The organism is Arthrobacter sp. Y3223166 (genome assembly GCF_059090935.1).
This window is the reverse complement of the sequence record NZ_JBNHGE010000026.1, coordinates 25004-45358: the sequence shown is the minus strand read 5'-3', so window position 1 is coordinate 45358 and position 20355 is coordinate 25004. Positions and strand designations below refer to the sequence as shown.

At 68.6% G+C, this 20355-nt stretch carries 19 protein-coding genes and 1 pseudogene; 12 read left to right on the top strand and 8 right to left on the bottom strand.

The genetic code is table 11. The features are described 5' to 3' along the window. Positions 1 to 399, top strand: a pseudogene (locus tag AC5RUH_RS12020) (helicase-associated domain-containing protein); the annotation flags it as partial. Further along, positions 400 to 2055 (top strand): DNA repair helicase XPB, encoded by a 1656-nt coding sequence (locus AC5RUH_RS12015; RefSeq protein ID WP_494128685.1) that lies wholly within the window; start codon positions 400 to 402, stop codon positions 2053 to 2055. Between the two features lie 30 nt (positions 2056 to 2085). Here AC5RUH_RS12015 and AC5RUH_RS12010 read toward each other — a convergent pair whose 3' ends face one another. Further along, positions 2086 to 2349, bottom strand: a complete 264-nt coding sequence (locus AC5RUH_RS12010; RefSeq protein WP_494109705.1) for a hypothetical protein — start codon at positions 2347 to 2349, stop codon at positions 2086 to 2088. Positions 2350 to 2529: 180 nt separating this feature from the next. Here AC5RUH_RS12010 and AC5RUH_RS12005 point away from each other — a divergent pair, with 180 nt between their 5' ends. From AC5RUH_RS12005 to AC5RUH_RS11995, 3 genes are all read left to right on the top strand, one after another. Continuing rightward, complete coding sequence (locus tag AC5RUH_RS12005; RefSeq protein ID WP_494001776.1) at positions 2530 to 3240, top strand: response regulator transcription factor; 711 nt, start codon at positions 2530 to 2532, stop codon at positions 3238 to 3240. Positions 3241 to 3243: 3 nt separating this feature from the next. Continuing rightward, entirely contained in the window at positions 3244 to 4701 is a 1458-nt protein-coding gene (locus tag AC5RUH_RS12000; RefSeq protein WP_494026299.1) for a sensor histidine kinase, read from the top strand. A 120-nt stretch (positions 4702 to 4821) separates the two neighbouring features. Beyond that, entirely contained in the window at positions 4822 to 5112 is a 291-nt protein-coding gene (locus AC5RUH_RS11995) for a WXG100 family type VII secretion target (protein ID WP_494001778.1), read from the top strand. Positions 5113 to 5184: 72 nt separating this feature from the next. Here the strand turns inward: AC5RUH_RS11995 and AC5RUH_RS11990 are convergent, their stop codons facing one another. Next, positions 5185 to 6210, bottom strand: a complete 1026-nt coding sequence (locus AC5RUH_RS11990; protein WP_494128684.1) for an RNase H family protein — start codon at positions 6208 to 6210, stop codon at positions 5185 to 5187. An 83-nt stretch (positions 6211 to 6293) separates the two neighbouring features. On the opposite strand from AC5RUH_RS11990, the gene AC5RUH_RS11985 reads away from it, so the two are divergent. Further along, a complete protein-coding gene (locus tag AC5RUH_RS11985) occupies positions 6294 to 7214 on the top strand; it encodes a DUF4031 domain-containing protein (protein WP_494128683.1) in 921 nt (306 codons plus the stop codon). An 85-nt stretch (positions 7215 to 7299) separates the two neighbouring features. Here AC5RUH_RS11985 and groL read toward each other — a convergent pair whose 3' ends face one another. Continuing rightward, the gene (gene groL / locus AC5RUH_RS11980) at positions 7300 to 8928 is read right to left on the bottom strand and encodes a chaperonin GroEL (protein ID WP_494014691.1); all 1629 of its coding nucleotides are present in this window, start codon (positions 8926 to 8928) and stop codon (positions 7300 to 7302) included. A gap of 394 nt (positions 8929 to 9322) precedes the next feature. On the opposite strand from groL, the gene AC5RUH_RS11975 reads away from it, so the two are divergent. After that, on the top strand, positions 9323 to 9847 hold the full coding sequence (locus AC5RUH_RS11975; RefSeq protein WP_494128682.1) for a TM2 domain-containing protein: 525 nt from the start codon (positions 9323 to 9325) through the stop codon (positions 9845 to 9847). A gap of 95 nt (positions 9848 to 9942) precedes the next feature. Here the strand turns inward: AC5RUH_RS11975 and AC5RUH_RS11970 are convergent, their stop codons facing one another. From AC5RUH_RS11970 to AC5RUH_RS11960, 3 genes are all read right to left on the bottom strand, one after another. Then, on the bottom strand, positions 9943 to 10149 hold the full coding sequence (locus AC5RUH_RS11970) for a cold-shock protein (RefSeq protein ID WP_127515201.1): 207 nt from the start codon (positions 10147 to 10149) through the stop codon (positions 9943 to 9945). Positions 10150 to 10551: 402 nt separating this feature from the next. Further along, positions 10552 to 11199 (bottom strand): LytR C-terminal domain-containing protein, encoded by a 648-nt coding sequence (locus AC5RUH_RS11965; protein ID WP_494128681.1) that lies wholly within the window; start codon positions 11197 to 11199, stop codon positions 10552 to 10554. 60 nt (positions 11200 to 11259) lie between these two features. Next, positions 11260 to 11568 (bottom strand): DUF3263 domain-containing protein, encoded by a 309-nt coding sequence (locus tag AC5RUH_RS11960; protein WP_127515197.1) that lies wholly within the window; start codon positions 11566 to 11568, stop codon positions 11260 to 11262. A 165-nt stretch (positions 11569 to 11733) separates the two neighbouring features. Between AC5RUH_RS11960 and AC5RUH_RS11955 the strand changes: the two genes are divergently transcribed. Both AC5RUH_RS11955 and AC5RUH_RS11950 read left to right on the top strand, forming a co-directional pair. After that, positions 11734 to 12489: a uracil-DNA glycosylase gene (locus AC5RUH_RS11955; RefSeq protein ID WP_494128680.1), complete on the top strand. Its 756-nt coding sequence runs from the start codon at positions 11734 to 11736 to the stop codon at positions 12487 to 12489. 331 nt (positions 12490 to 12820) lie between these two features. Beyond that, a complete protein-coding gene (locus AC5RUH_RS11950) occupies positions 12821 to 13708 on the top strand; it encodes a siderophore-interacting protein (RefSeq protein ID WP_494128679.1) in 888 nt (295 codons plus the stop codon). A gap of 128 nt (positions 13709 to 13836) precedes the next feature. On the opposite strand, the gene AC5RUH_RS11945 is transcribed toward AC5RUH_RS11950, so the two are convergent. Continuing rightward, entirely contained in the window at positions 13837 to 15465 is a 1629-nt protein-coding gene (locus AC5RUH_RS11945) for a threonine/serine exporter family protein (RefSeq protein ID WP_494001786.1), read from the bottom strand. 138 nt (positions 15466 to 15603) lie between these two features. Beyond that, positions 15604 to 17130 carry a sialidase family protein gene (locus tag AC5RUH_RS11940; RefSeq protein ID WP_494128678.1) on the bottom strand — a complete coding sequence of 509 codons (1527 nt, stop codon included), beginning with the start codon at positions 17128 to 17130 and terminating at the stop codon, positions 15604 to 15606. Positions 17131 to 17281: 151 nt separating this feature from the next. Here AC5RUH_RS11940 and AC5RUH_RS11935 point away from each other — a divergent pair, with 151 nt between their 5' ends. The 3 genes from AC5RUH_RS11935 to AC5RUH_RS11925 all read left to right on the top strand — a co-directional run bounded on the left by AC5RUH_RS11935 (position 17282) and on the right by AC5RUH_RS11925 (position 20354). Continuing rightward, positions 17282 to 18682 (top strand): OFA family MFS transporter, encoded by a 1401-nt coding sequence (locus AC5RUH_RS11935; RefSeq protein WP_494023389.1) that lies wholly within the window; start codon positions 17282 to 17284, stop codon positions 18680 to 18682. A 1-nt stretch (position 18683) separates the two neighbouring features. After that, entirely contained in the window at positions 18684 to 18785 is a 102-nt protein-coding gene (locus AC5RUH_RS11930) for an MFS transporter small subunit (protein WP_493968694.1), read from the top strand. Positions 18786 to 18935: 150 nt separating this feature from the next. Continuing rightward, positions 18936 to 20354, top strand: coding sequence for a lipase maturation factor family protein (locus tag AC5RUH_RS11925; RefSeq protein ID WP_494128677.1), 1419 nt, complete (start codon positions 18936 to 18938; stop codon positions 20352 to 20354). Position 20355: the final 1 nt, after the last annotated feature.

Here is a 20355-nt window from a genome sequence, read left to right as displayed (position 1 = left end):
GGCGGCCGCACTTCCGCCGACAGCACCCCGGCCGATGGTTCCGGCGCGGCGCAGGCCGGCCGGGCGCCGTCGTCGTTCCCGGTGAGGACGAACCCTTGGGAACTCAGCGCCGAAGACACGGATGCGCAGCTGGCGATGCTGCGGCGCAGCGGCGTTCCCGCCCGGCCGGCCGCCGAGGCCGGGCCGCTGCTGGCGCTGGAAACGCTGCGCACCGCGGTCCGGTTGAAACAGAAGGTGCGGATCGGCATCGTGGACCCGGACGGCAACCACCGGCGCCAGGTGATGCTCCCGTTGTCCGTCAGCGGCGGGCGGGTGCGGGTTTTCGACCCCGACCGTGACAGCGAGCGCACCGTCTCCATCCACCGCGTCATGGACATTGAACTAGTGGAGGGCAGCTGAATGGCCAACGGACCCCTGATCGTCCAGAGCGACAAGACCATCCTGCTGGAAGTGGACCACATACAGGCCACCGAGGCCCGGCACGCCATCGCCGCGTTCGCCGAACTGGAGCGCGCGCCGGAGCACATGCATTCCTACCGGATCACTCCGCTGGGGCTGTGGAACGCGCGCGCCGCCGGGCTGGACGCCGAACAGGTGCTGGACACGCTGCTGAACTACTCGCGCTTCCCGGTGCCGCACGCGTTGCTCGTGGACATCGAGGACACCATGTCCCGCTACGGGCGGCTGCGGCTGGAGAAGGACCCGCAGCATGGCCTCGTGCTGCGCACCACCGACTACCCCGTGCTCGAAGAGGTCATGCACGCCAAGAAGATCCAGCCGCTGCTGGGTCCGCGGATCGATGCCGAGACCACCGTGGTGCACTCCTCCCAGCGCGGCCAGCTCAAGCAACTGCTGCTCAAGCTGGGCTGGCCCGCGGAGGACCTGGCCGGCTACGTCGACGGCACGCCGCATCCGATCGCGCTGGCCGAATCCGCGGAACCCGGCGGCTGGCAGCTGCGGCCGTACCAGCGCCTGGCCGTGGAGAATTTCTGGGCCGGCGGTTCCGGCGTCGTCGTCCTGCCGTGCGGGGCCGGCAAGACGCTGGTCGGCGCGGCCGCGATGGCCACCAGCTCCACCACCACCCTGGTGCTGGTGACCAACACCGTCTCCGCGCGGCAGTGGAAGGACGAACTGGTCCGCCGGACCTCCCTGACCGCGGAGGAGGTGGGTGAATACTCCGGTTCGGTCAAGGAGGTCCGGCCGGTCACCATCGCCACCTACCAGGTGCTGACCATGCGCCGCGGCGGGCTGCACCCGCATCTGGAGCTCCTGGATGCCAACGACTGGGGTCTGATCATCTACGACGAGGTGCACCTGCTCCCGGCCCCGATGTTCCGGATGACCGCTGACCTGCAGGCGCGGCGGCGGCTGGGGCTGACCGCCACGCTGGTGCGCGAGGACGGCCGCGAGGGCGAGGTGTTCTCGCTGATCGGCCCGAAGCGCTACGACGCGCCGTGGAAGGACATCGAGGCACAGGGCTACATCGCCCCCGCCGACTGCGTCGAAGTCCGGGTGGACCTGCCGCGGGACGAGCGGGTGGCCTACGCCATGGCCGACGACGGCGACAAGTACCGGCTGTGCGCAACGTCGCCGACCAAGACCCCCGTGGTCGATGCCTTGGTGCGGGCGCACCGGGGCGAGCAGCTCCTGGTGATCGGGCAGTACATCGACCAACTGGATGAGATTGCCGCGCACCTGGATGCGCCGGTGATCAAGGGCGAGACGTCGGTGAAGGAACGGCAGCGGCTGTTCGACGCGTTCCGCCGCGGCGAACTGCAAACGCTGGTCGTCTCCAAGGTCGCCAACTTCTCCATCGACCTGCCCGAAGCCACCGTGGCCATCCAGGTGTCCGGTTCGTTCGGCTCGCGTCAGGAAGAAGCCCAGCGCCTGGGCCGGCTCCTGCGCCCGAAGTCGGACGGCCGGGCCGCCCGGTTCTACACGGTGGTGGCGCGGGACACGCTGGACCAGGACTTCGCGGCCAAACGCCAGCGCTTCCTGGCCGAGCAGGGCTACGCCTACACCATCAAGGACGCCAACGACGTGCTGCAGCCGTAGGCCGGTCCGACGCGCGCGCTGCCGCCGGCCTCAGCGCAGCCCGCCGTTTCGGTACAACTGGAGGAAGGCCTCTTCGCGGACTTCCTCCAGCCGCTGGTAATCAACCGCCCAGCGGCGCCGGTCCATGCGGCGACGGGCAAGGCTTCGGCGTGCGGTGCCCGCCGCCGCGCTCAGCGCCCTCGCCGTGTCGCGGAGCAACTGCCGGAGGTCCAAGGTTCGGGAACCGTCGAACTCCTCAACCGCCTCGTAAAGATCCGTTGCTTCAGATTCGCGGGCCAATACTGCTGACTGCATGATTTCCCTTTCGGCTTGTGCCGGACTTTTTCGCCGACGAATCAAGAATCCGCCGCCGACAGGTGTGGCAGCATCGGGCAAACGACCCATTTGCCCCGGCCGGGCATGGGGCATCCGGGCCGCCCTACACGCGCAGCATTCACTCAGCAAACTCCCAGAAACCGGGAGCACACTGAAAGGGTGAAAAAGCCTGAGCCCGAAGCCAAACTGCTGGTCGTCGACGACGAGCCGAACATCCGGGAACTGCTGTCCACCTCGCTGCGGTTCGCAGGATTCGAGGTAGTGGCTGCGGCCAACGGCCGCGAGGCCCTGGACGCCGCCGAAGAGCATTTACCGGATCTGGCCGTGCTGGACGTAATGCTGCCGGACATGGACGGGTTCACCGTCACCCGCAAGCTGCGGGCCTCCGGCCGGCATTTCCCCGTGGTCTTCCTCACCGCCCGCGACGAAACCGAAGACAAGGTCACCGGCCTGACGGTCGGCGGCGACGACTACGTGACCAAGCCGTTCAGCCTGGACGAAGTGGTGGCCCGGATCCGCGCCGTGCTCCGCCGCACCCGGCCGCTGCTGGAAGACGACGCGATCATCCAGGTGGACGACCTGGAGCTCGACGACGACGCGCACGAGGTGCGCCGGGGCGGCGACGTCATCGACCTCTCCCCCACCGAGTTCAAGCTGCTGCGCTACCTGATGCTGAACCCCAACCGCGTGCTCTCCAAGGCGCAGATCCTGGACCATGTCTGGGAGTACGACTTCAACGGCGACGCCTCGATTGTCGAGTCCTACATCTCCTACCTGCGCCGGAAGATCGACACGAATCCGGATACTCCGCCGCTGATCCAGACCAAGCGCGGCGTGGGGTACCTGCTGCGCACGGCCGACCGCCGCTGATCCATGCTGGATCGATGGAAGTCAGCATCCCTGCGGTCGCAGCTGGTGCTGATCATGGGCGTGCTCATGGTCGCCACCCTGTCCCTGACCTCGGCGCTGATCCTGACCCAGCTTCACGACACGCTGGTGAGGCAGCTCGACGAGGACCTGCTCAAGAACCGCCAGTCCATCTCGTCCTTCCTGGTCCGTGAGGCGACGGCCCCCACCGGAATGTCCTACTCGTCGAGGTATTACGGCGCCTTGTTCACCCGCAGCGGCGAGCTCACGCTTGACACCAACCCCACGGGTGACCGCCCGGACCTGCGGGACATCACCCCCGACCGGGCCCAGGCACTCGAAGGCCGGGGGTTCCACGTTGCCGGCACCGAACGGGACAGCCAGGGCTGGCGTGTGTGGGTCACGCCCCTCCAGAACGATTCCGGCTCCGTCGCGGTGGCGGTGAGCTACAGCGAGGTGAACAGCACCTTCGACAAGGTTGCGGCCAGCACGCTTCTGATCGCCGTCTCGGCCACGGTGGCCGCTATCGGCATCGTGTGGCTGGCCGTCACCCGTTCCTTCCGGCCCTTGGCGCGGGTGGAGAAAACGGCAGCGGCCATTGCCGCCGGGGACCTCTCCCGCCGCGTCGACGTGCTGAACCCGGCGACCGAAGTGGGCCGGCTGTCCAGTTCCCTGAACGCCATGCTCGCGCACATCGAAACCGCCTTCGCGTCCCGGACCGCGTCCGAACAGCGAATGCGGCGCTTCGTCCAGGATGCCTCACACGAGCTGCGCACCCCGCTGGTCACCATCCGCGGCTTCTCCGAGCTGTACCGGCACGGCGCGCTGCAGACGCCCGACGACGTCGGTGCGGCCATGGGCCGGATCGAGAGCGAAGCCAAGCGCATGGGCCAGCTCGTGGAAGACCTGCTGACCCTGGCACGGGTGGACGAACAGCGTCCGCTCGAAACCAGGCCGCTGGATCTCCTCATGCTCGGCAATGATGCGGCGTTGGACGCACGGGCCAGCGCCCCCAACCGCGCCATTACGGTCGTGGGGCTCGACGGCGGGGCGCCGCGGCCCGCCCCGATCGTGGGCGACGAGGCCCGGCTGCGCCAGGTGGTCGCCAACCTGGTCACGAACGCCCTGCGCTACACACCCGACGGCTCACCGCTGGAGATCGCCGTCGGCGTCCAGCCGGGAAGCGACGACCGCCTGGATTCCGTCCTGGAGATCCGCGACCACGGACCGGGCATCTCCGAAGACGAGGCCGCGCGGGTGTTCGAACGTTTCTACCGGGCGGACACCTCCCGCGATCGCGAAACCGGAGGCACCGGGCTCGGCCTGGCCATCGTCGCGGCCCTGGTGGCCCAGCACGACGGAAGCGTCAGGCTGGCTGAAACCCCGGGCGGCGGGGCAACCATGTCCATCCGGATCCCGTATCACCCGCCGGCGGACGAGGACGGCGCCTTCGACCTCGGGTGACCGCGGGCCCGTCCCGCGCTTGGGGGTTTTCCACATCCGTCGGTTCGGGTCTCGCGGCGTCTTCCGCCGCTGCCTAGCCTGAACCGTGTCGGACAGCTTCATCCACGAGCGGAGGACACCATGGCCGTATTCCAGGTAGACAGCGAGGCTCTGGCCGCCAAGAGCCTCGCCGTGCAGGGCACCATCGGTCGGCTGCAGGCGGAGGTGAACACGATGCAGTCCGGGCTGCGCGAATTGGAGTCGCTGTGGACCGGTTCGGCGGCGACGAACTTTCAGCAGCTGATCACGGACTGGCGGGCCACCCAGCTGAAGGTGGAGGAATCCTTGGCCAGCATCAACGCGGCGCTGTCCCACGCCTCCCAGCAGTACTCGCAGGCCGAGGAGGCCAACGCCCGGATGTTCCTGGCCTGACCTTCGTCCGGGCGGGGCCGGTGCGAGGCCGCAAGGTTTGGCCGCGGCGCCGCCGGGTGTGCGGCCGGGCGTTCAGTCCTGCTCGGGGGTGCCCTGGTGGAACCGCAGGCGCCACCGCCCGCCATCGCGCAGCCAGAGCGAACTGCGCAGGGCCGAACCGTCGCGGCGGATGCTCCGGTAGGTCAGCAAGATGCTGTCTTCTCCCAGCCGTTCGACGGCGAAGACCTCCATGGACGCGTCCAGCTCCGGGCTTTCCTGGAGTTCGCTGATCATCGCGTCCCGCGTCCACATCCGGCCTGCTTCGCCAATCTCGGCGAAGTCGGGGTGCAGCAGCACGGCCAGGCGCCCGTAGTCAGCCCGGACGACGGGGCTGAGCAGCTCCTTCTCGAGCCGCACCACCAGCTCTTCCGCGGCGTCCCCGACAGCGGCCGGGTCGGCGAAGTCTTCCAACTCGGAAAAAAGATCGGGTTCCGGCACGACTGCGGCAGCCGGCCGGGCAGCCGGGGTATTTCCCGGGCGGGCGGCGGCAGCCGGGGTGTTCCCCGGGCGGGCGGCGGCAGCCGGGGTGTTTCCCGGGCGGGCGGCGGCAGCCGGCCCCGATCCGATGACGGCGCTGCCGGAGGTTCCCGGTCCACCGGGAAAGCCCGGGCCGGCCGGTGCGCCGGTGCCGTTCTGGAAGGCCAGGGCCACCGCTCGGGCGCGTTCGTCGGCGGCTTCGTTCAGCCTGTGTCCGGCGTGGCCCTTCACCCACTCGAACTCGTAGCTGCGGCCCTTGATCGCGGCGTCGATGTCTTTGAGCAGGTCGACGTTCAGCACTGGCTTGCCGTCGGCCTTCTTCCAGCCCCGCCGCTTCCAACCCGGCATCCACTTGGTCACGCAGTTGATCACGTACTGGCTGTCACACAACACGCGCAGGTGTTCCTGCGGCAGGTGCGCAGTGGCCCGGAACAGGTCCAGCACAGCCATCAGCTCGCCCTGGTTGTTGGTGCCGTGTGGCCAGCCCCCGGCAGCCCACGCGGTGTCGTCGATGTACCAGGCCCAGCCAGCGGGTCCGGGGTTGCCGAGCGCGGAGCCATCGGCGGCAGCAGTGATAGTCATAATCTCCATCTTTTCAGATCCGGCCACCGTTCCTGGCGGTGCGCGGGGCACGTAGCCTACATTCCTGGCCCTAGGCTGGGCACGTGGCAATACTCATCGATCCTCCGCTCTGGCCCGCGCATGGCACCCACTTTTCCCATCTGGTCTCCGACACGTCGCTGGCCGAGCTGCACCGCTTCGCCGCGGCAGCCGGGATCCGCGAGCGGGCCTTCGACCGGGACCACTACGATGTGCCGGCCAGCCGCTACGCCGAGCTGGTCAGGCTGGGTGCCGTCGAAGTCAGCGCCGGTGACCTGACCCGCCGGTTGCAGGCGAGCGGGTTGCGGGTACCGGCCCGTCAGCGCCCGGAGAGGCTGCGCAGGGTGCTGCTCCGCCGGTGGAACGAGATGCTGCCCGGGCAGGAGAACCTCGGCCGCGACCTGCTGGACCGTTGGGGAGAACCGCACCGCCACTACCACGGCCCCGGCCACCTGCTGGCTGTCCTGGAGGCGCTGGAACAGCTCACTGCCCCGGCCGGGTCCGTTCCCCGGCCGCGGGCAGTATGGTTGGCGGCGTGGTTCCACGACGCCGTCTACAACGGCCGGCCCGGCGTCGACGAACAGGAATCGGCTGATCTCGCGGCTGCCTGCCTGCCGGCCGCGGGCTGCAGCGGCGAGGAGACGGCCGAAGTGGTCCGGCTGGTTCTGCTCACGGCCACCCATTCGCCCGGCCCGCAGGATCGGACCGGTGCCCTGCTGTGCGACGCCGACCTGTCCGTCCTCGGCGGAACGCCGGCGGAGTACCGCAGCTATGTCCGGGACGTCCGCAAAGACTATGCGCACGTGCCCGACGCCGACTTCGCCGCCGGGCGCACCGCCGTCGTCCGTGGTCTGTTGGCGCTGGATCCGCTCTACCGGACCCCGTCCGCCCGGGAGAAGTGGCTGGAGCATGCCCGGCACAACCTCGCCGCCGAGCTGGAAGCCTGGCACGAGAGGCCCGACTGGCTCGCTGCGGAAAGGGGTTAAAGGCCGCGAGGCGCGGCTCCCGTGACGGGAACCGCGCCTCGCTGAACCGTGGCCTGCTGTCAAGCCGAGGTGGTGGCGGGGAAGCTTAGAAGCCGCCCATGCCGCCCATCTCGTCGCCGCCCGGCATGGCCGGAGCGGCCTTCTCCGGCTTGTCGGCGACAACGGCTTCGGTGGTCAGGAACAGGCCGGCGATGGAGGCCGCGTTCTGCAGGGCAGAGCGGGTCACCTTGACCGGATCGTTCACGCCCGCAGCCAGCAGGTCCTCGTAGACACCGGTGGCGGCGTTCAGGCCGTGGCCGTCGGCCAGGCCGCGGACCTTGTCGGCCACGACGCCCGGCTCCAGGCCGGCGTTGAGTGCGATCTGCTTCAGCGGAGCGTCGATGGCAACCTTGACGATGTTGGCGCCGGTTGCTTCGTCGCCTTCGAGGTTGAGGTTGGCGAACGCCTTGGCGCCGGCCTGGATCAGGGCCACGCCGCCACCGGCGACGATGCCTTCCTCAACGGCAGCCTTCGCGTTGCGGACAGCGTCCTCGATGCGGTGCTTGCGCTCCTTGAGCTCGACCTCGGTTGCGGCACCGGCCTTGATGACTGCAACGCCGCCGGCCAGCTTGGCCAGGCGCTCCTGCAGCTTCTCGCGGTCGTAGTCGGAATCGGAGTTCTCGATCTCGGCACGGATCTGGTTGACGCGCCCGGCGATGGCGTCGGCTTCGCCGGCTCCTTCGACGATGGTGGTCTCGTCCTTGGTGACAACCACCTTGCGGGCCTGGCCCAGCAGGTCCAGGGTGGCGTTCTCCAGCTTGAGGCCGACCTCTTCGGCGATGACCTGGCCGCCGGTCAGGATGGCGATGTCGGCCAGCATGGCCTTGCGGCGGTCACCGAAGCCCGGAGCCTTGACGGCCACGGACTTGAAGGTGCCGCGCATCTTGTTCACGATCAGGGTGGCCAGGGCCTCGGCCTCGACGTCCTCGGCGATGATCAGCAGCGGCTTGCCCGACTGCATGACCTTCTCCAGGATGCCAACCAGGTCCTTCACGTTGGAGATCTTGGAGTTGACGATCAGGATGTACGGATCCTCGAGGACCGTCTCCTGGCGCTCTGCGTCGGTGACGAAGTATGCGGACAGGTAGCCCTTGTCGAAGCGCATGCCTTCGGTGAGCTCAAGCTCCAGGCCGAAGGTGTTGGACTCCTCGACCGTGACGACGCCTTCCTTGCCCACCTTGTCCAGGGCCTCGGCGATCAGCTCGCCGATCTGCGGATCTCCGGCGGAGATCGACGCGGTAGCGGCGATCTGTTCCTTGGTCTCGATTTCCTTGGCGGAAGCGATGAGCTCGGCGGTGACGGCGTCAACAGCCTTCTCGATGCCACGCTTCAGGCTCAGCGGGTCGGCGCCGGCAGCAACGTTGCGCAGGCCTTCCTTGACCAGGGCCTGGGCCAGGACGGTGGCGGTGGTGGTGCCGTCACCGGCGACGTCGTCGGTCTTCTTGGCGACTTCCTTGACCAGCTCGGCGCCGATCTTCTCGTACGGGTCGTCCAGCTCGATCTCCTTGGCGATGGAAACACCATCGTTGGTGATCGTGGGGGCGCCCCACTTCTTCTCGAGCACGACGTTGCGGCCACGCGGGCCGAGGGTTACCTTAACGGCGTCAGCGAGGGTGTTGAGTCCGCGCTCGAGGCCGCGGCGGGCCTCTTCGTCAAATGCAATGATCTTTGCCATAGCGGCTTACGTCCCTTCTGGACAATAGACACTGGACGCAGCTTTTGACGGCTGCTGGCCACCTGCGGTGCCCGCGACGGACGGCTCACGACGACGGCGGATTCGGTACGCCGCGCCGCTCACCTCACCGAGGTGGCGGGTTTCACTCCCTACGGGCTTTCTTAGCAGTCAGCCCGCGAGAGTGCTAACTCAATAATTAGCACTCGCAGGTGTCGAGTGCAAGCTGTTGGGCCTGCCGGATGACGCGCTTCTCCGGCCGAGATCCCCCTGAGCACCCCCGGGCCAACAATCAGGGTGGACCCCCATGGAAACGACAGGCCCCTCCCGCGTAGATTGGCAGGCAAGACAGCGCACGCGAACAATCGGCCCGGCACCGGGCACAGGTCGGAGAACCATGTCTGAATCACCGGACGAGAAGAACACCAGCAACCCCACCGAGCCCCTGGCACCGGGCACCAACCCGACTAGGCCGCTCGGCGGACAGTCGCCGTACGGCGCAGCGGGACAGCAATACCCGCAGCCCGGCCAGCCGGGTTACGGGGCTCCGGGGCAACAGCAGCCGGGCCAGCAGCCCTTCGGCCAGCAACCGTACGGCGCCCCGGGACAGCCATACGCGCAGCCCGGCCAGCCGGGCCAGGGCCAGCCCTACGGGCAGCAGCAGTACTACGGGGCTCCCCCGGGCTACTACTATCCGGAACAGAAGTCCCGGCTGATCGGCGGGCTGCTCGGCATCCTGCTGGGCGGCCTGGGCGTCCACCGGTTCTATCTGGGCCACGTCGCCATCGGCGTGGTGCAGATTGTCGTCACGTTCCTGACGTTTGGTTTCGGCGCCGTCTGGGGGTTCGTCGAGGGCATCATGATCCTGGTCGGGGCAGAGCCGTTCAAGCGCGACGCCCGCGGGATCCCGCTCAAGGAGTAGCCCGACCGGCGCGACGAACCGGCGCGACGAACCGGCGCGACGAAACCGGCGGCGGAGGCACCCCAGCCTCCGCCGCCGTCGTCATTGCGGGTCTGCTACGGGGCGACCCGGACCTCTTCTGCCTGCGGACCCTTCTGGCCCTGGCCGATCTGGAACTCTACGCGCTGCCCCTCATCGAGGGAACGGTAACCATCCATTTGAATAGCGGACCAGTGGACAAAAACATCGGAATTTTCTTCGTCCACGGTGATGAAGCCGTAGCCCTTTTCCGCGTTGAACCATTTGACGGTTCCCAGCGCCATAGCGTTCTCCATACTCAGTAGTTCCAGCCTGCCGTGTACGGTTCAGCGGCAGGATGGTTTCACCTTAACCGCGCAGCGGGGTGAAGTGAGCTACCGCACACTTAAATGTTATTGAGGCGTAACCGAAATTCCGCTTTGAGGCCGCTCCGCATGGGTAATAGGGCTACGGCGCCGCGGGCAGTTGGCGGCCCGGCCGGCGCGCAATCCAGGCGCACGGCCTATTGGGGGCCCGGCCTGGCGAATGCCTTACTGGCAGCCGGGCCCAGCGCCACCGTGGCGGCCCGGCGAGGAGAATGCCTTACTGGCAGCCGGGCCCAGCGCCACCTTGGCGGCGCGGCGAGGAGAATGCCTTACTGGCAGCCGGGCCCAGCGCCACCTTGGCGGCGCGGCGAGGAGAATGCCTTACTGGTAGCCGGGTCCCAGCGCCACGGTGACGTACTGCGAGACGTTGCCGTTTTCCTGCATCGCACTGATGCCCAGCAATTGGCCGAGGGCCCGCGCGTTGGCTTCCTGGCCCGGGTTGTAGAAGATCACCGAGCCGGCGAGCGGGGCACCGCCCCAGTTGTCCACGACCGCGATCGACCAGCCGTCCGCCTGCACCCGCTGCGACACGGTGCCGGCCAGCCCGGTCACGCCGGTGCCGTTGAGGATCATCACCGGGTCCTGCTTGTTGACCGCCGCGGCCTCTTCCGTGGGTTCCTCGGCTGGCTCCTCGGTCGGATCCTCGGTGGGCTCTTCCGTTGCCTCCTCGGTCGGCTTCGCGGCGGCGGTCGCTTCCGGCTCGGCGGTTTCGGTTTCCTGCGCCGTTGGCGTGGGCGAAACGCTGGCAGCGGGGGCGGCCTGGCCGGCGGCCGTGGTCGAAGATCCTCCGCCTCCCAGCAGCGGAAGCACGAAGAACGACAGGGCGCCAACTGCCAGCGCCAGTACCGCGGCCAGGACGATCAGGCCCAGGCCGTTGGACTTCGGCGTCGCCATCCGTGCGCGGTGCACACCGTGGCGGTCTGAAGTTTCAGGGACCTGGTCGAACTCATCCCGGGGGTACTTGCTCATCGCTTTCAGTGCATCCTTGTGGTGGCGAAACGGAAACCGGCCTACCAGGCCGTCCCGGATCTAGGCGTCGGTGCCCAGCCGGCGAGCAGTGCGCGCGCGCTGGCGGGACGTACGTAGTCTACGCAATCTCTTCACCAGCATCGGATCGTGCGCCAACGCATCCTCGGTGTCGATCAACGCATTCAGGATCTGGTAGTAGTGCGTGGCGGACATGTCGAACAGTTCGCGGATGGCCTGTTCCTTGGCTCCGGCGTACTTCCACCACTGCCGCTCCAGAGCCAGCATGCGCTGGTCGCGTTCGCTCAGCGGGCTGGCGTCGTCAACCTCGGCCTCGAGTGAAAAGGCACTGGCCTCGGCCGAACCCGCCACAACACACCTGCGCTTCCTAGTACTTGCTGACAGCAATCAATACCTCCCCCATGATAAAGGCGAATCACAGGCATGTCATTCACCGCCCCGGGCCGGTCCCGGCCCGGCGGGCGGCGTGCGCGACCGGATTGCCTGCCGGCGGGTGGTTTCCGCAAAGATGGAACTGTGAACTACGACGACGGTGCCCTCTTTCCGCTGCCAGCCCACCCGCCCGCCGCGGACCTTGGCGCCCCGTACCCGTTTGCCTCGCCCCGGGAGCTCTCCGCCGTGATTCATCCCGAGTGGGCCGAGGTTCTTGCTCCCGCCGAACCCCTGCTCTGGGACCTGGCCGCCTACCTCGACGGCGAGCGCGCCGCCGGAAAAACCTTGCTGCCCGCGCCGGCCAACGTGTTGCGGGCATTCCAGCGCCCGCTGTCCAAGGTCAAGGTCCTGATCGTCGGCCAGGACCCCTATCCCACGCCGGGACACTCGATCGGACTGGCCTTCGCCGTCGAACGGCACGTGCGTCCGCTGCCGCGCAGCCTGGCCAACATCTACCGGGAACTGCAGATGGACCTGGGCATCCGGCCGCCCCAGCACGGAGACCTGAGCGCCTGGAGCGACCAAGGCGTGCTGATGCTTAACCGCGCGCTGACCGTAGAGGAGGGCAAGGCCGGCTCCCACCGCAACAAGGGGTGGGAGCAGGTCACCGAACTCGCGGTCCGGGCGCTGGCCCAGCGCGGCGGCCCACTGGTGGCACTGCTCTGGGGCCGCGAAGCCCAGCAGTTGGCTCCGGTACTGGAGCAGGTGCCGCGGATCGAGACCGTGCACCCCAGCCCCCTGTCGGCCTCCCGCGGATTCTTTGGGTCGCGGCCCTTCAGCCGGGTTAACGAATTGCTGGCCGCCCAAGGCGCCGAACCGGTGCACTGGGAGCTGCGCTGAGCCGCGTCGTGCAGCCGGGCCTGAGCCGCGTCGTGCAGCCGGGCGACGTGGGCTGCCGGCTGGCAGACGCCGGAACGTTTTGTCCATGTTTTGCGCGCAGCTCCGGCGTCGCCGCAGGTCAAGGCCTTAACGGTTTCCAAGACATGGACAGTTTCGGCCAAACGTGGACAGCCGGGACCTTGCCCGGACCGCTGAGGCCAAGGGGTTCGCGGTGGGGGTCCGTGCGTTCCTGGGCGCGCGTGTGACCTTTAACATCCGCAAATTGGGATTACCCGACCGGTGGATTAGGTTCTCCTCAGTAGCAGTTTCCCTTCGTCAGGAGTAGTGCAGGATGCAGACACAACCGGCAGCAGCCCCGGCCCGTGCGGGACGGAGCGCTCGGCCGCCGCGGGTGCAGACGAATCTCCAGGTGACGCGCACCGAGTGGATTTCACAGCACATGGTCCGGGTCTACGCCGGCGGCGAGGCGTTCGATTCGTTCGCCGAACGGTTTGCCGCCAAGGACGCCACCGACCAGTACATCAAGATCATCTTCCTGGACCCCGCGCTCGATGTGGAACTCCCGGTCAACGTCGCGGAGCTGAAGGAAACCCTTCCGGCCGACAAGCTGCCCGTCACCCGCACCTACACCGTGCGCCGGCTGGACCGCGACACCCGCGAAGTCGTGGTCGACTTTGTGGTCCACGGCGACGAAGGCCTCGCCGGACCCTGGGCCGCGCAGGCCAAGCCGGGCGACTGGATGATGTTCAACGGCCCCGGTGGCGCGTACCGGCCCGATCCCGACGCCGACTGGTACCTTTTGGCCGGCGACGACGCGGCGCTGCCGGCAGTTGCCGCCGCCATTGAGGCACTGGCTCCGGACGCGCGCGGCCATGCCTTCCTGGAAGTGGATTCCGAGGCGGACGTGCAGGAGCTGGGCGCTCCGGCCAACCTGGAAATCCACTGGCTGTTCCGGCGCGGCCAAACGCCCGGGACCGCTACCCTGCTGCGCGACGCCATAGCCGGCCTGGACTGGCCCGACGGCCGCGTGGATGCATTCGTCCACGGCGAGCGCGACGAGGTGAAGTCCCTGCGCGATGTCCTGTTCAAGGACCACGGGTTGTCCCGCGACCAGGTCTCCATCTCGGGTTACTGGGCCTACGGCCGGGCCGAAGACGCCTTCCAGGCGGAGAAGCGCACGCCGGCGGGCCAGATCTTCCCGGAGAACTACCCGGCCTGAGCCGGGATCGCCGGGGGCTTTCTGCAACGATCCACCGGCGGACGGCGCCCACCGGGCGCCCATCCCCGACGCCCACCCCGGCCCCCGGTGCAGGGCAACCCATCCCGCACCCGGTGGATCCGGCGTCCTTAGCGGCGCCGGGCCCGCCGGTTTTCGTTCGAGCCCAGCCCCTTGGTGAACGGCCGGGCCAGGTTGTCGCCGAGCACGGTACCGCCGGCGATGGCCAGGATCACCGTCAGCGCACCGAACAGCCCCAGGATGCCGTTGAACGGCGCCTCCGAATTGACGGTCAGCTCGAAGATGGACCGGAACACGGACAGCCCGGGCAGCAGGAACAGCACGGCCGGCACCGCCACCACCAGCTGCGGCGAGCCCATCCGCAGGCCCACGATGCGCCCGAGGAACCCGATCACCACCGCCCCGACGGCGGGGCCGATCCGGTCGCCGATCCCCGCCCACACCGCGAGATCGTAGATCAACAGCCCGACCAGCCCGACGGCGGCCGTGGGCAGCAGCATGTTCAGCTTGGTCTGCTCGGTCATGCTGAGGGCAATGGTTGACACGACGAGCAGCAGCGCCCGCACCACGTAGGGGTACTGGCCCTGGCCCTCCACAAAGACTTCGGGCAGGCTGACGCCGAGCATCGAGCCGCCCACCAGCCCCACGGCGACGCCGGCGGCAATCGCAGCGAAGGTAAAGAAGGCCGAGAGATAGCGTCCCGACGCGGTGACCGGGAAGCCGTTGATCGCATCCTGGGTGGCGGAGACCAGCCGACCGGTCGGCAGGAGGAACAGGATGCCGCCGGCAATCACCAGCGACGGGCTCATCGGCACGTGCAGCGTCCAGAACAGCAGCGCCATGACGGTGGCCAGGCAGGCGCCGATGCCGGTGATGAAGAAGTCCGGCATCCGCCATTTGCTCAGCTTCCGCCCGACCAAACCCATCAGCACGGTGGAGATGCCGCCCACCAGGGCCGCGAAGACGCTGCCGCCGAGGAAGGCAATGATGAAGCCGGAGAACACGCCGCCGGCCGCGATGGCCATCCACCGGGCGAAGGGCTTGGGGCGCGAGGTGATCTCCTGCAGCCGTTCCTTCGCCTCGCTGCGCCCCACCCCGCCGTTGACGATGTCGGTGACCAGTTCGTGCACCAGGGACAGGCCGGCGTAGTTGTTGGTCCAGGACCGCACCACCCGCATCACGGTAATGGGAATCGTGTCCGGTTTGGCGTAGTTGATCACCACGGACTGGTTGGTGATGTCCACGTCGATGTCGCTGAGCCCGAAGGCCGCGGTCACGGCGATGATGCTGGTTTCCACCTCCAGCGCGCCGGCCCCGTAGCGGAACATGGTTTCCGCCACGTCCAGGGCAAAGTCCAGCGTGATGCGGGCGGAGGCATCGACCCCGGCCGTCTGGATCATCGGGTTCGCGTAGGGGCTGCCGGCCAGCCTCTCGACGATGCTCATCGGCGCGGTGGGCGGCGCCTCGCCCTGCACGAGCTTGCGCAGCATCCGTCGGGCCGCCGCGTTCGAGCGCGAGGCTGCCGCGGAGGCGGGCAGCGGCGCGGTGCCGCTGGGAACGGGCTTGACCTGCTTGGCTACCGGCCGGTCCGTCGGACGTGGCACCGGAGGGTGGGTGCTCTGGGGCCCAGCGGCCGAACCGGCGCGTCCGGTGCCGGAGCCGCGGCCGGCGTCGTTGGCCGGGATGTTTTTCGGCTTGATGATCGGCAGCATTCCCGCCTGCGGAGTCATGGGTGACATGGATTCCTGGTCTGGGTCCTTGTCCTGCAATCCCTCTCCGTTCTGCGTCTCCGCCACCGCCGGGCGGCGCTCGTTGATCCCGGGTTAAATCCTTGCACACCTCGCCGGGAGGGCGCCGGGATGGTGCCGAGGCGCGCGTCACGTCTCGCGGATTTCACCGCTGACGACGTCGATGCTGAACTCCCGCGTGCGGCTCGCCACCGGGGCACCGCCGGAAGGTTCGTCCGCCGGGACCGCGGTGCAGGAGAAGGAAACGGTCAGGCCTCCGGCCGCGACGTCGGCGCGCGTCACCGTGCGGACAGGATGGAGGTAGCTGGCTTCTCCGCCGGGGCCCAAATCCTGGGGCGGGAAGTCGGCGGCGTTGTCGAACCCGCCGGCCAGCCGCACCCTCAGGTGCTGCGGTCCCAGCATCTTTGCCCGCCCGGCAAAGACCAGCACATCCCCGGCGCGGTGGCCGGGCTCCGGTCCGCCCCCGGCCGGGCTGCGGACCTCCTCCAGCACCATGTCGAAGCGCAGCGGGTAGTCCTTGGGCACCGGCAGCGGCCCGGTCACGGGGCCCTGCCCCGCCGCGTCGTCGTCCCGGGCCGTGACGGCCCCGCGCGGCCAGGCCGCCAGCAGCCGCCCCGGATCTGCGGTGGCATAGACGATCTCGCGTCCGCCCTGCCGCTGGTACAGCACCCCGATGCGGCCGTCCGGCAGCCGCACCGCGGCCGGCCCGCTGGCACCGCTCCCGAAAACGGTGAGCTTGTGCGGCCACGAGTGCCCGTTGTCCCGAGAGAGGCTGAGTACCACGTTGCGGGGCAGCAGCGGGTCCTGGCAGTTGGCGGCCAGCAGCCAGCGGTCGCTGGCCGGTGCGGCCAGCCCGCCCACGGCCGGCAGCCCGTCGAAGCGGACCAGGGAGCCGCTGCTCCCGGGATCGGACAGTTCGTCGACCGGCTGCAGCGGCCCGTAGCTGTGCCCGCCGTCGTCAGAGACCGCGGCCAACCGCCGGGGAGCAGCCCAGGTATGCAGCAGTACCCGGCCGTCGGTCAGGCAGACGGCGGCACCCCCGCCGTCCTCCGCGGCCGGGCCGGAGTCCTGCGCCGGCAGCGGCTTTCCCAAGGTCCAGGTGTCCCCGTGGTCGTCGCTGTAGCAGGAGGCGGCCCCCGCGCCCGCACCCTCGGCCATCACCGCGAACAGCACCAGCAACCGCCCGGCGTATCGGCCGGCGTGCACGCCGGTGCCCGGCCCGGCGGCGGCGAGCCGCGTGATCGCGTCCGAGGCAGGCCGCGGGGCGACCGACCGGTGCTGCCAGGTGGCGCCGTCGTCGTCGGAAGACAGCAGTTCGAAGCGCCGTGCCGTGGCCGCCGGGTCCGGCCCCGCTTCGCCGCCTCCGGCCGCCGCGACGAAGGCCAGGAAAATCCGCCCGGTTGCGGCGTCGGAAAACAGTCCCGGCCGGCCCGCCGCGTGTCCGGACGTGTCCGCCCACGCCACCTGCTGCGGTTCCCAGGTCGCGCCGCCGTCGAAACTGCGGCGCAGCAGCAGGTCGCCGGTCGCAGGCGACCGGCCCTGCCTTCCCATCCCTGCATAGGCGACGACGGCGCTGCCCGCCGGAGTCACGGCGAGCGCCGGAGCCCGGTACTGCCGGTAGCCCTCCACGCCCCGAACGGCGAGGACCTGTTCCATTCCTCCACCGTACCGGCCGCGGCGCCCCGAGGGCAGTGCCGGACGACACGCCGGATCAATCCGGTTGCCTGGCCCAACCATCGGCCACTATGTGAACTGAAGCACACGTTGCAGTTCTGCTCGCACCCCTCTCCTGAAAGGACGCCCGACGATGAGTTGGTTGGACCGATCGCATACGATCGCCCCTCCGGGCTTTAACCGCTGGCTGATTCCGCCGGCTGCGCTGGCCGTGCATTTGTGTATCGGCCAGGCCTACGCGACCAGTGTGTACAAGAACGCCCTGGTCGCCCACTTCGACGTCAGCCTGACCGAGATCGGCATCATCTTCTCCATCGCCATGGTGATGCTCGGGCTCTCCGCCGCCGTCATGGGCACCTGGGTGGACCGCAACGGTCCGCGCATGGCGATGTTCACCTCCGCGGTGTTCTGGAGCTCCGGCTTCCTGGTCGGCTCGATGGGCATCTTCACCGAACAACTCTGGCTGGTCTACCTGGGCTACGGCGTGATCGGCGGCATCGGCCTGGGCATCGGCTACATCTCCCCCGTATCAACCCTGATCAAGTGGTTCCCGGACCGCCCCGGCCTGGCCACCGGCATGGCGATCATGGGCTTTGGCGGCGGAGCGCTGATCGCCAGCCCGGTCTCCACCGCACTGCTGCAGTTCTACGACCCCAGTTTCGACGGGACCCCGGGCTGGGTGGCCAGCGGCGACGCCGTCGGCAAGCTGTTCCTGACCCTGGCCGTGGTGTACCTGGCCTACATGCTGTTCGGTGCCTTCACGATCAAGGTTCCGGCGGACGGCTGGAAGCCCGAAGGCTTCGACGCCTCGAAGGTCAAGGCCAAGGCCCTGGTCACCACGGCGAACGTCTCGGCGAAGAATGCCATCAAGACCCGCCAGTTCTGGCTGGTCTGGGTCGCCCTGTTCTGCAATGTCACGGCAGGCATCGGCATCCTGGAGCAGGCCTCCCCGATGATCCAGGACTTCTTCCGCCAGCCCGACGGCGTTTCGCTGGTGTCCGCGGGCGTTGCGGCCGGATTCGTGGGGCTGCTCTCGATCGCGAACATGGGCGGCCGGTTTGTCTGGTCCACCACCTCCGACTACCTGGGCCGCAAGAACAACTACATGCTGTACCTGGGCGTGGGCGCCGCCTTGTACGTGGTGCTCGCCCTGTTCGGCTACACCTCCACCGGGCTGTACGTGCTGCTGGCGGCCGTCATCATCAGCTTCTACGGCGGCGGCTTCGCCACCGTGCCGGCCTACCTGCGCGACCTGTTCGGCACCTTCCAGGTGGGCGCCATCCACGGCCGCCTGCTCACGGCCTGGTCCGCCGCCGGCATCGCCGGGCCGTTGATCGTCAACGCCTTCCTGGATGCCCAGGGCAAGCCGGGCGAGCTGACGGCGCAGGCCTACCAGCCGGCCCTGCTCACCATGGTGGGCCTGCTGGTCATCGGCTTCATTGCCAACCTGATGGTCAAGCCGGTGGACAGCAAGTACCACGAGGCACCGGCCAGGGATGCCGGCGAAGCCGCGATGGCCGGAAAGGAGGCCTGAGATGAAGAAAGCCCAAGTAGCCCTCGGCTGGGTGCTGGTCGGCGTGCCGCTGCTCTACGGCGTCAGCCAGACGCTGCTGAAGGTCTCCGCGCTTTTCGGCTGACCCAACTGCGCACCTACCCCACTGCGCACCTCCCCCGCATCACCGCTTCGCCGGCCCACCTGGTGAAGCTCAACCCCCGGCAGGCCCGGCTCCCTCGAGCCGGGCCTGTTGCTTGACAGCGGACCGGCCGGTCGTAGCGTTGGACATGCCATGGAATGGTTCAGTGCCGAGGGGTTCGAGTTGGCGCGGCAGGTGCTGCAGCGGGGCATCGCCGCGGTGTTCCTGATCGCCTTCGCCTCGGCGCTGGCCCAGTTCCCGGCCCTGCTGGGCGAACACGGGCTGCTGCCCGTGCCCCGGTTGCTGCAGCGAAGAACCCCGCGCGGCTTCACCCTCTTCCGCTGGGGATACACGGACCGCCGGCTGCGCGCGGTGGCGTGGGCCGGCGTCGTCATCGCAGCCCTGTTGGTGGCCGGCCTGCCGCAGCTGGGACCGCCGTGGCTGCCGATGATCGCGTTCCTGGCCCTGTGGTTCCTGTACATGTCCATCGTGAATGTGGGCCAGACGTTCTACGGCTTCGGCTGGGAGACGCTGCTGCTCGAGGCCGGCTTCCTTGCCGCCTTCCTGGGCTCGGACCGGGTGGCGCCGCCGGCCCCGGTGCTGTGGCTGTTCATCTGGCTGGTGTTCCGGCTGGAGTTCGGCGCCGGCATGATCAAGATGCGCGGCGACCCGGTCTGGCGGGACCTGACCGCCCTGTACTACCACCACGAAACCCAGCCGATGCCCAATCCGGCCAGCTGGTTTTTCCACCACCTGCCCAAACCGCTGCACAAGGTGGAGGTGGCCGGCAACCACTTTGCCCAGCTGGTGGTGCCGTTCTTCCTGTTCTTTCCGCAGCCGGTGGGCAGCATGGCGGCCGCGGTCGTGATCGTCACGCAGCTGTGGCTGGTGGTGTCGGGCAACTTCGCGTGGCTGAACACCCTGACCATCCTGCTCGCCTTCGCGGCGGTGTCCGACGACGCGGTGCAGGCCATCCTGCCGGTGGGTGACTTCACGCCGGAGTACCGGCAGGAACCGGTGTGGTTCACCGTTGTGGTGCTCGCGGTGTGCGCCCTGCTGGTGTACCTGAGCTATTGGCCGTTGAAAAACCTGTTCAGCCGGCACCAGCTGATGAACGCCAGTTTCAACAGCTGGCACCTAGCCAATGCCTACGGCGCCTTCGGCTCCATCACGCGGGAACGTTACGAAGTGGCCGTGGAAGGGTCCGCCGACGGCGTCCACTGGCGCGAGTACGGGTTCAGGGGCAAGCCCGGAGACCCGCAGCGGATGCCGCGGCAGTACGCGCCCTACCACTTGAGGCTCGACTGGCTGATGTGGTTCCTGGCGCTGGGCTCCCGCGGCGAAAACTGGTTCATCCCGCTGCTGGTGCGGCTGCTGGAAGCCGACAAGGCCACGCTGAAGCTGCTCAGGCACGATCCATTCGACGGTGTACGGCCGCTCTACGTGCGCGCGACGCTCTACCACTACCGGTTTTCCACGTGGGCAGAAAAACGAAGCACCGGCCAATGGTGGATCCGCCGGGAGTCCGGCCAGCTGGTCCCCCCGCTCTCCCGCCCGGGCGCCGCGGAATAAC

Coding starts and splice junctions, on each gene's coding strand:
- groL (WP_494014691.1), bottom strand. CDS start 8,928: ATGGCAAAGATCATTGCATTTGACGAAGAGGCCCGCCGCGGCCTCGAG.
- AC5RUH_RS12000 (WP_494026299.1), top strand. CDS start 3,244: ATGCTGGATCGATGGAAGTCAGCATCCCTGCGGTCGCAGCTGGTGCTG.
- AC5RUH_RS11925 (WP_494128677.1), top strand. CDS start 18,936: ATGGAATGGTTCAGTGCCGAGGGGTTCGAGTTGGCGCGGCAGGTGCTG.
- AC5RUH_RS11965 (WP_494128681.1), bottom strand. CDS start 11,199: ATGAGCAAGTACCCCCGGGATGAGTTCGACCAGGTCCCTGAAACTTCA.
- AC5RUH_RS11975 (WP_494128682.1), top strand. CDS start 9,323: ATGTCTGAATCACCGGACGAGAAGAACACCAGCAACCCCACCGAGCCC.
- AC5RUH_RS12015 (WP_494128685.1), top strand. CDS start 400: ATGGCCAACGGACCCCTGATCGTCCAGAGCGACAAGACCATCCTGCTG.
- AC5RUH_RS11945 (WP_494001786.1), bottom strand. CDS start 15,465: ATGTCACCCATGACTCCGCAGGCGGGAATGCTGCCGATCATCAAGCCG.
- AC5RUH_RS11935 (WP_494023389.1), top strand. CDS start 17,282: ATGAGTTGGTTGGACCGATCGCATACGATCGCCCCTCCGGGCTTTAAC.
- AC5RUH_RS12010 (WP_494109705.1), bottom strand. CDS start 2,349: ATGCAGTCAGCAGTATTGGCCCGCGAATCTGAAGCAACGGATCTTTAC.
- AC5RUH_RS11990 (WP_494128684.1), bottom strand. CDS start 6,210: ATGACTATCACTGCTGCCGCCGATGGCTCCGCGCTCGGCAACCCCGGA.
- AC5RUH_RS11995 (WP_494001778.1), top strand. CDS start 4,822: ATGGCCGTATTCCAGGTAGACAGCGAGGCTCTGGCCGCCAAGAGCCTC.
- AC5RUH_RS11970 (WP_127515201.1), bottom strand. CDS start 10,149: ATGGCGCTGGGAACCGTCAAATGGTTCAACGCGGAAAAGGGCTACGGC.
- AC5RUH_RS11940 (WP_494128678.1), bottom strand. CDS start 17,130: ATGGAACAGGTCCTCGCCGTTCGGGGCGTGGAGGGCTACCGGCAGTAC.
- AC5RUH_RS11930 (WP_493968694.1), top strand. CDS start 18,684: ATGAAGAAAGCCCAAGTAGCCCTCGGCTGGGTGCTGGTCGGCGTGCCG.
- AC5RUH_RS11950 (WP_494128679.1), top strand. CDS start 12,821: ATGCAGACACAACCGGCAGCAGCCCCGGCCCGTGCGGGACGGAGCGCT.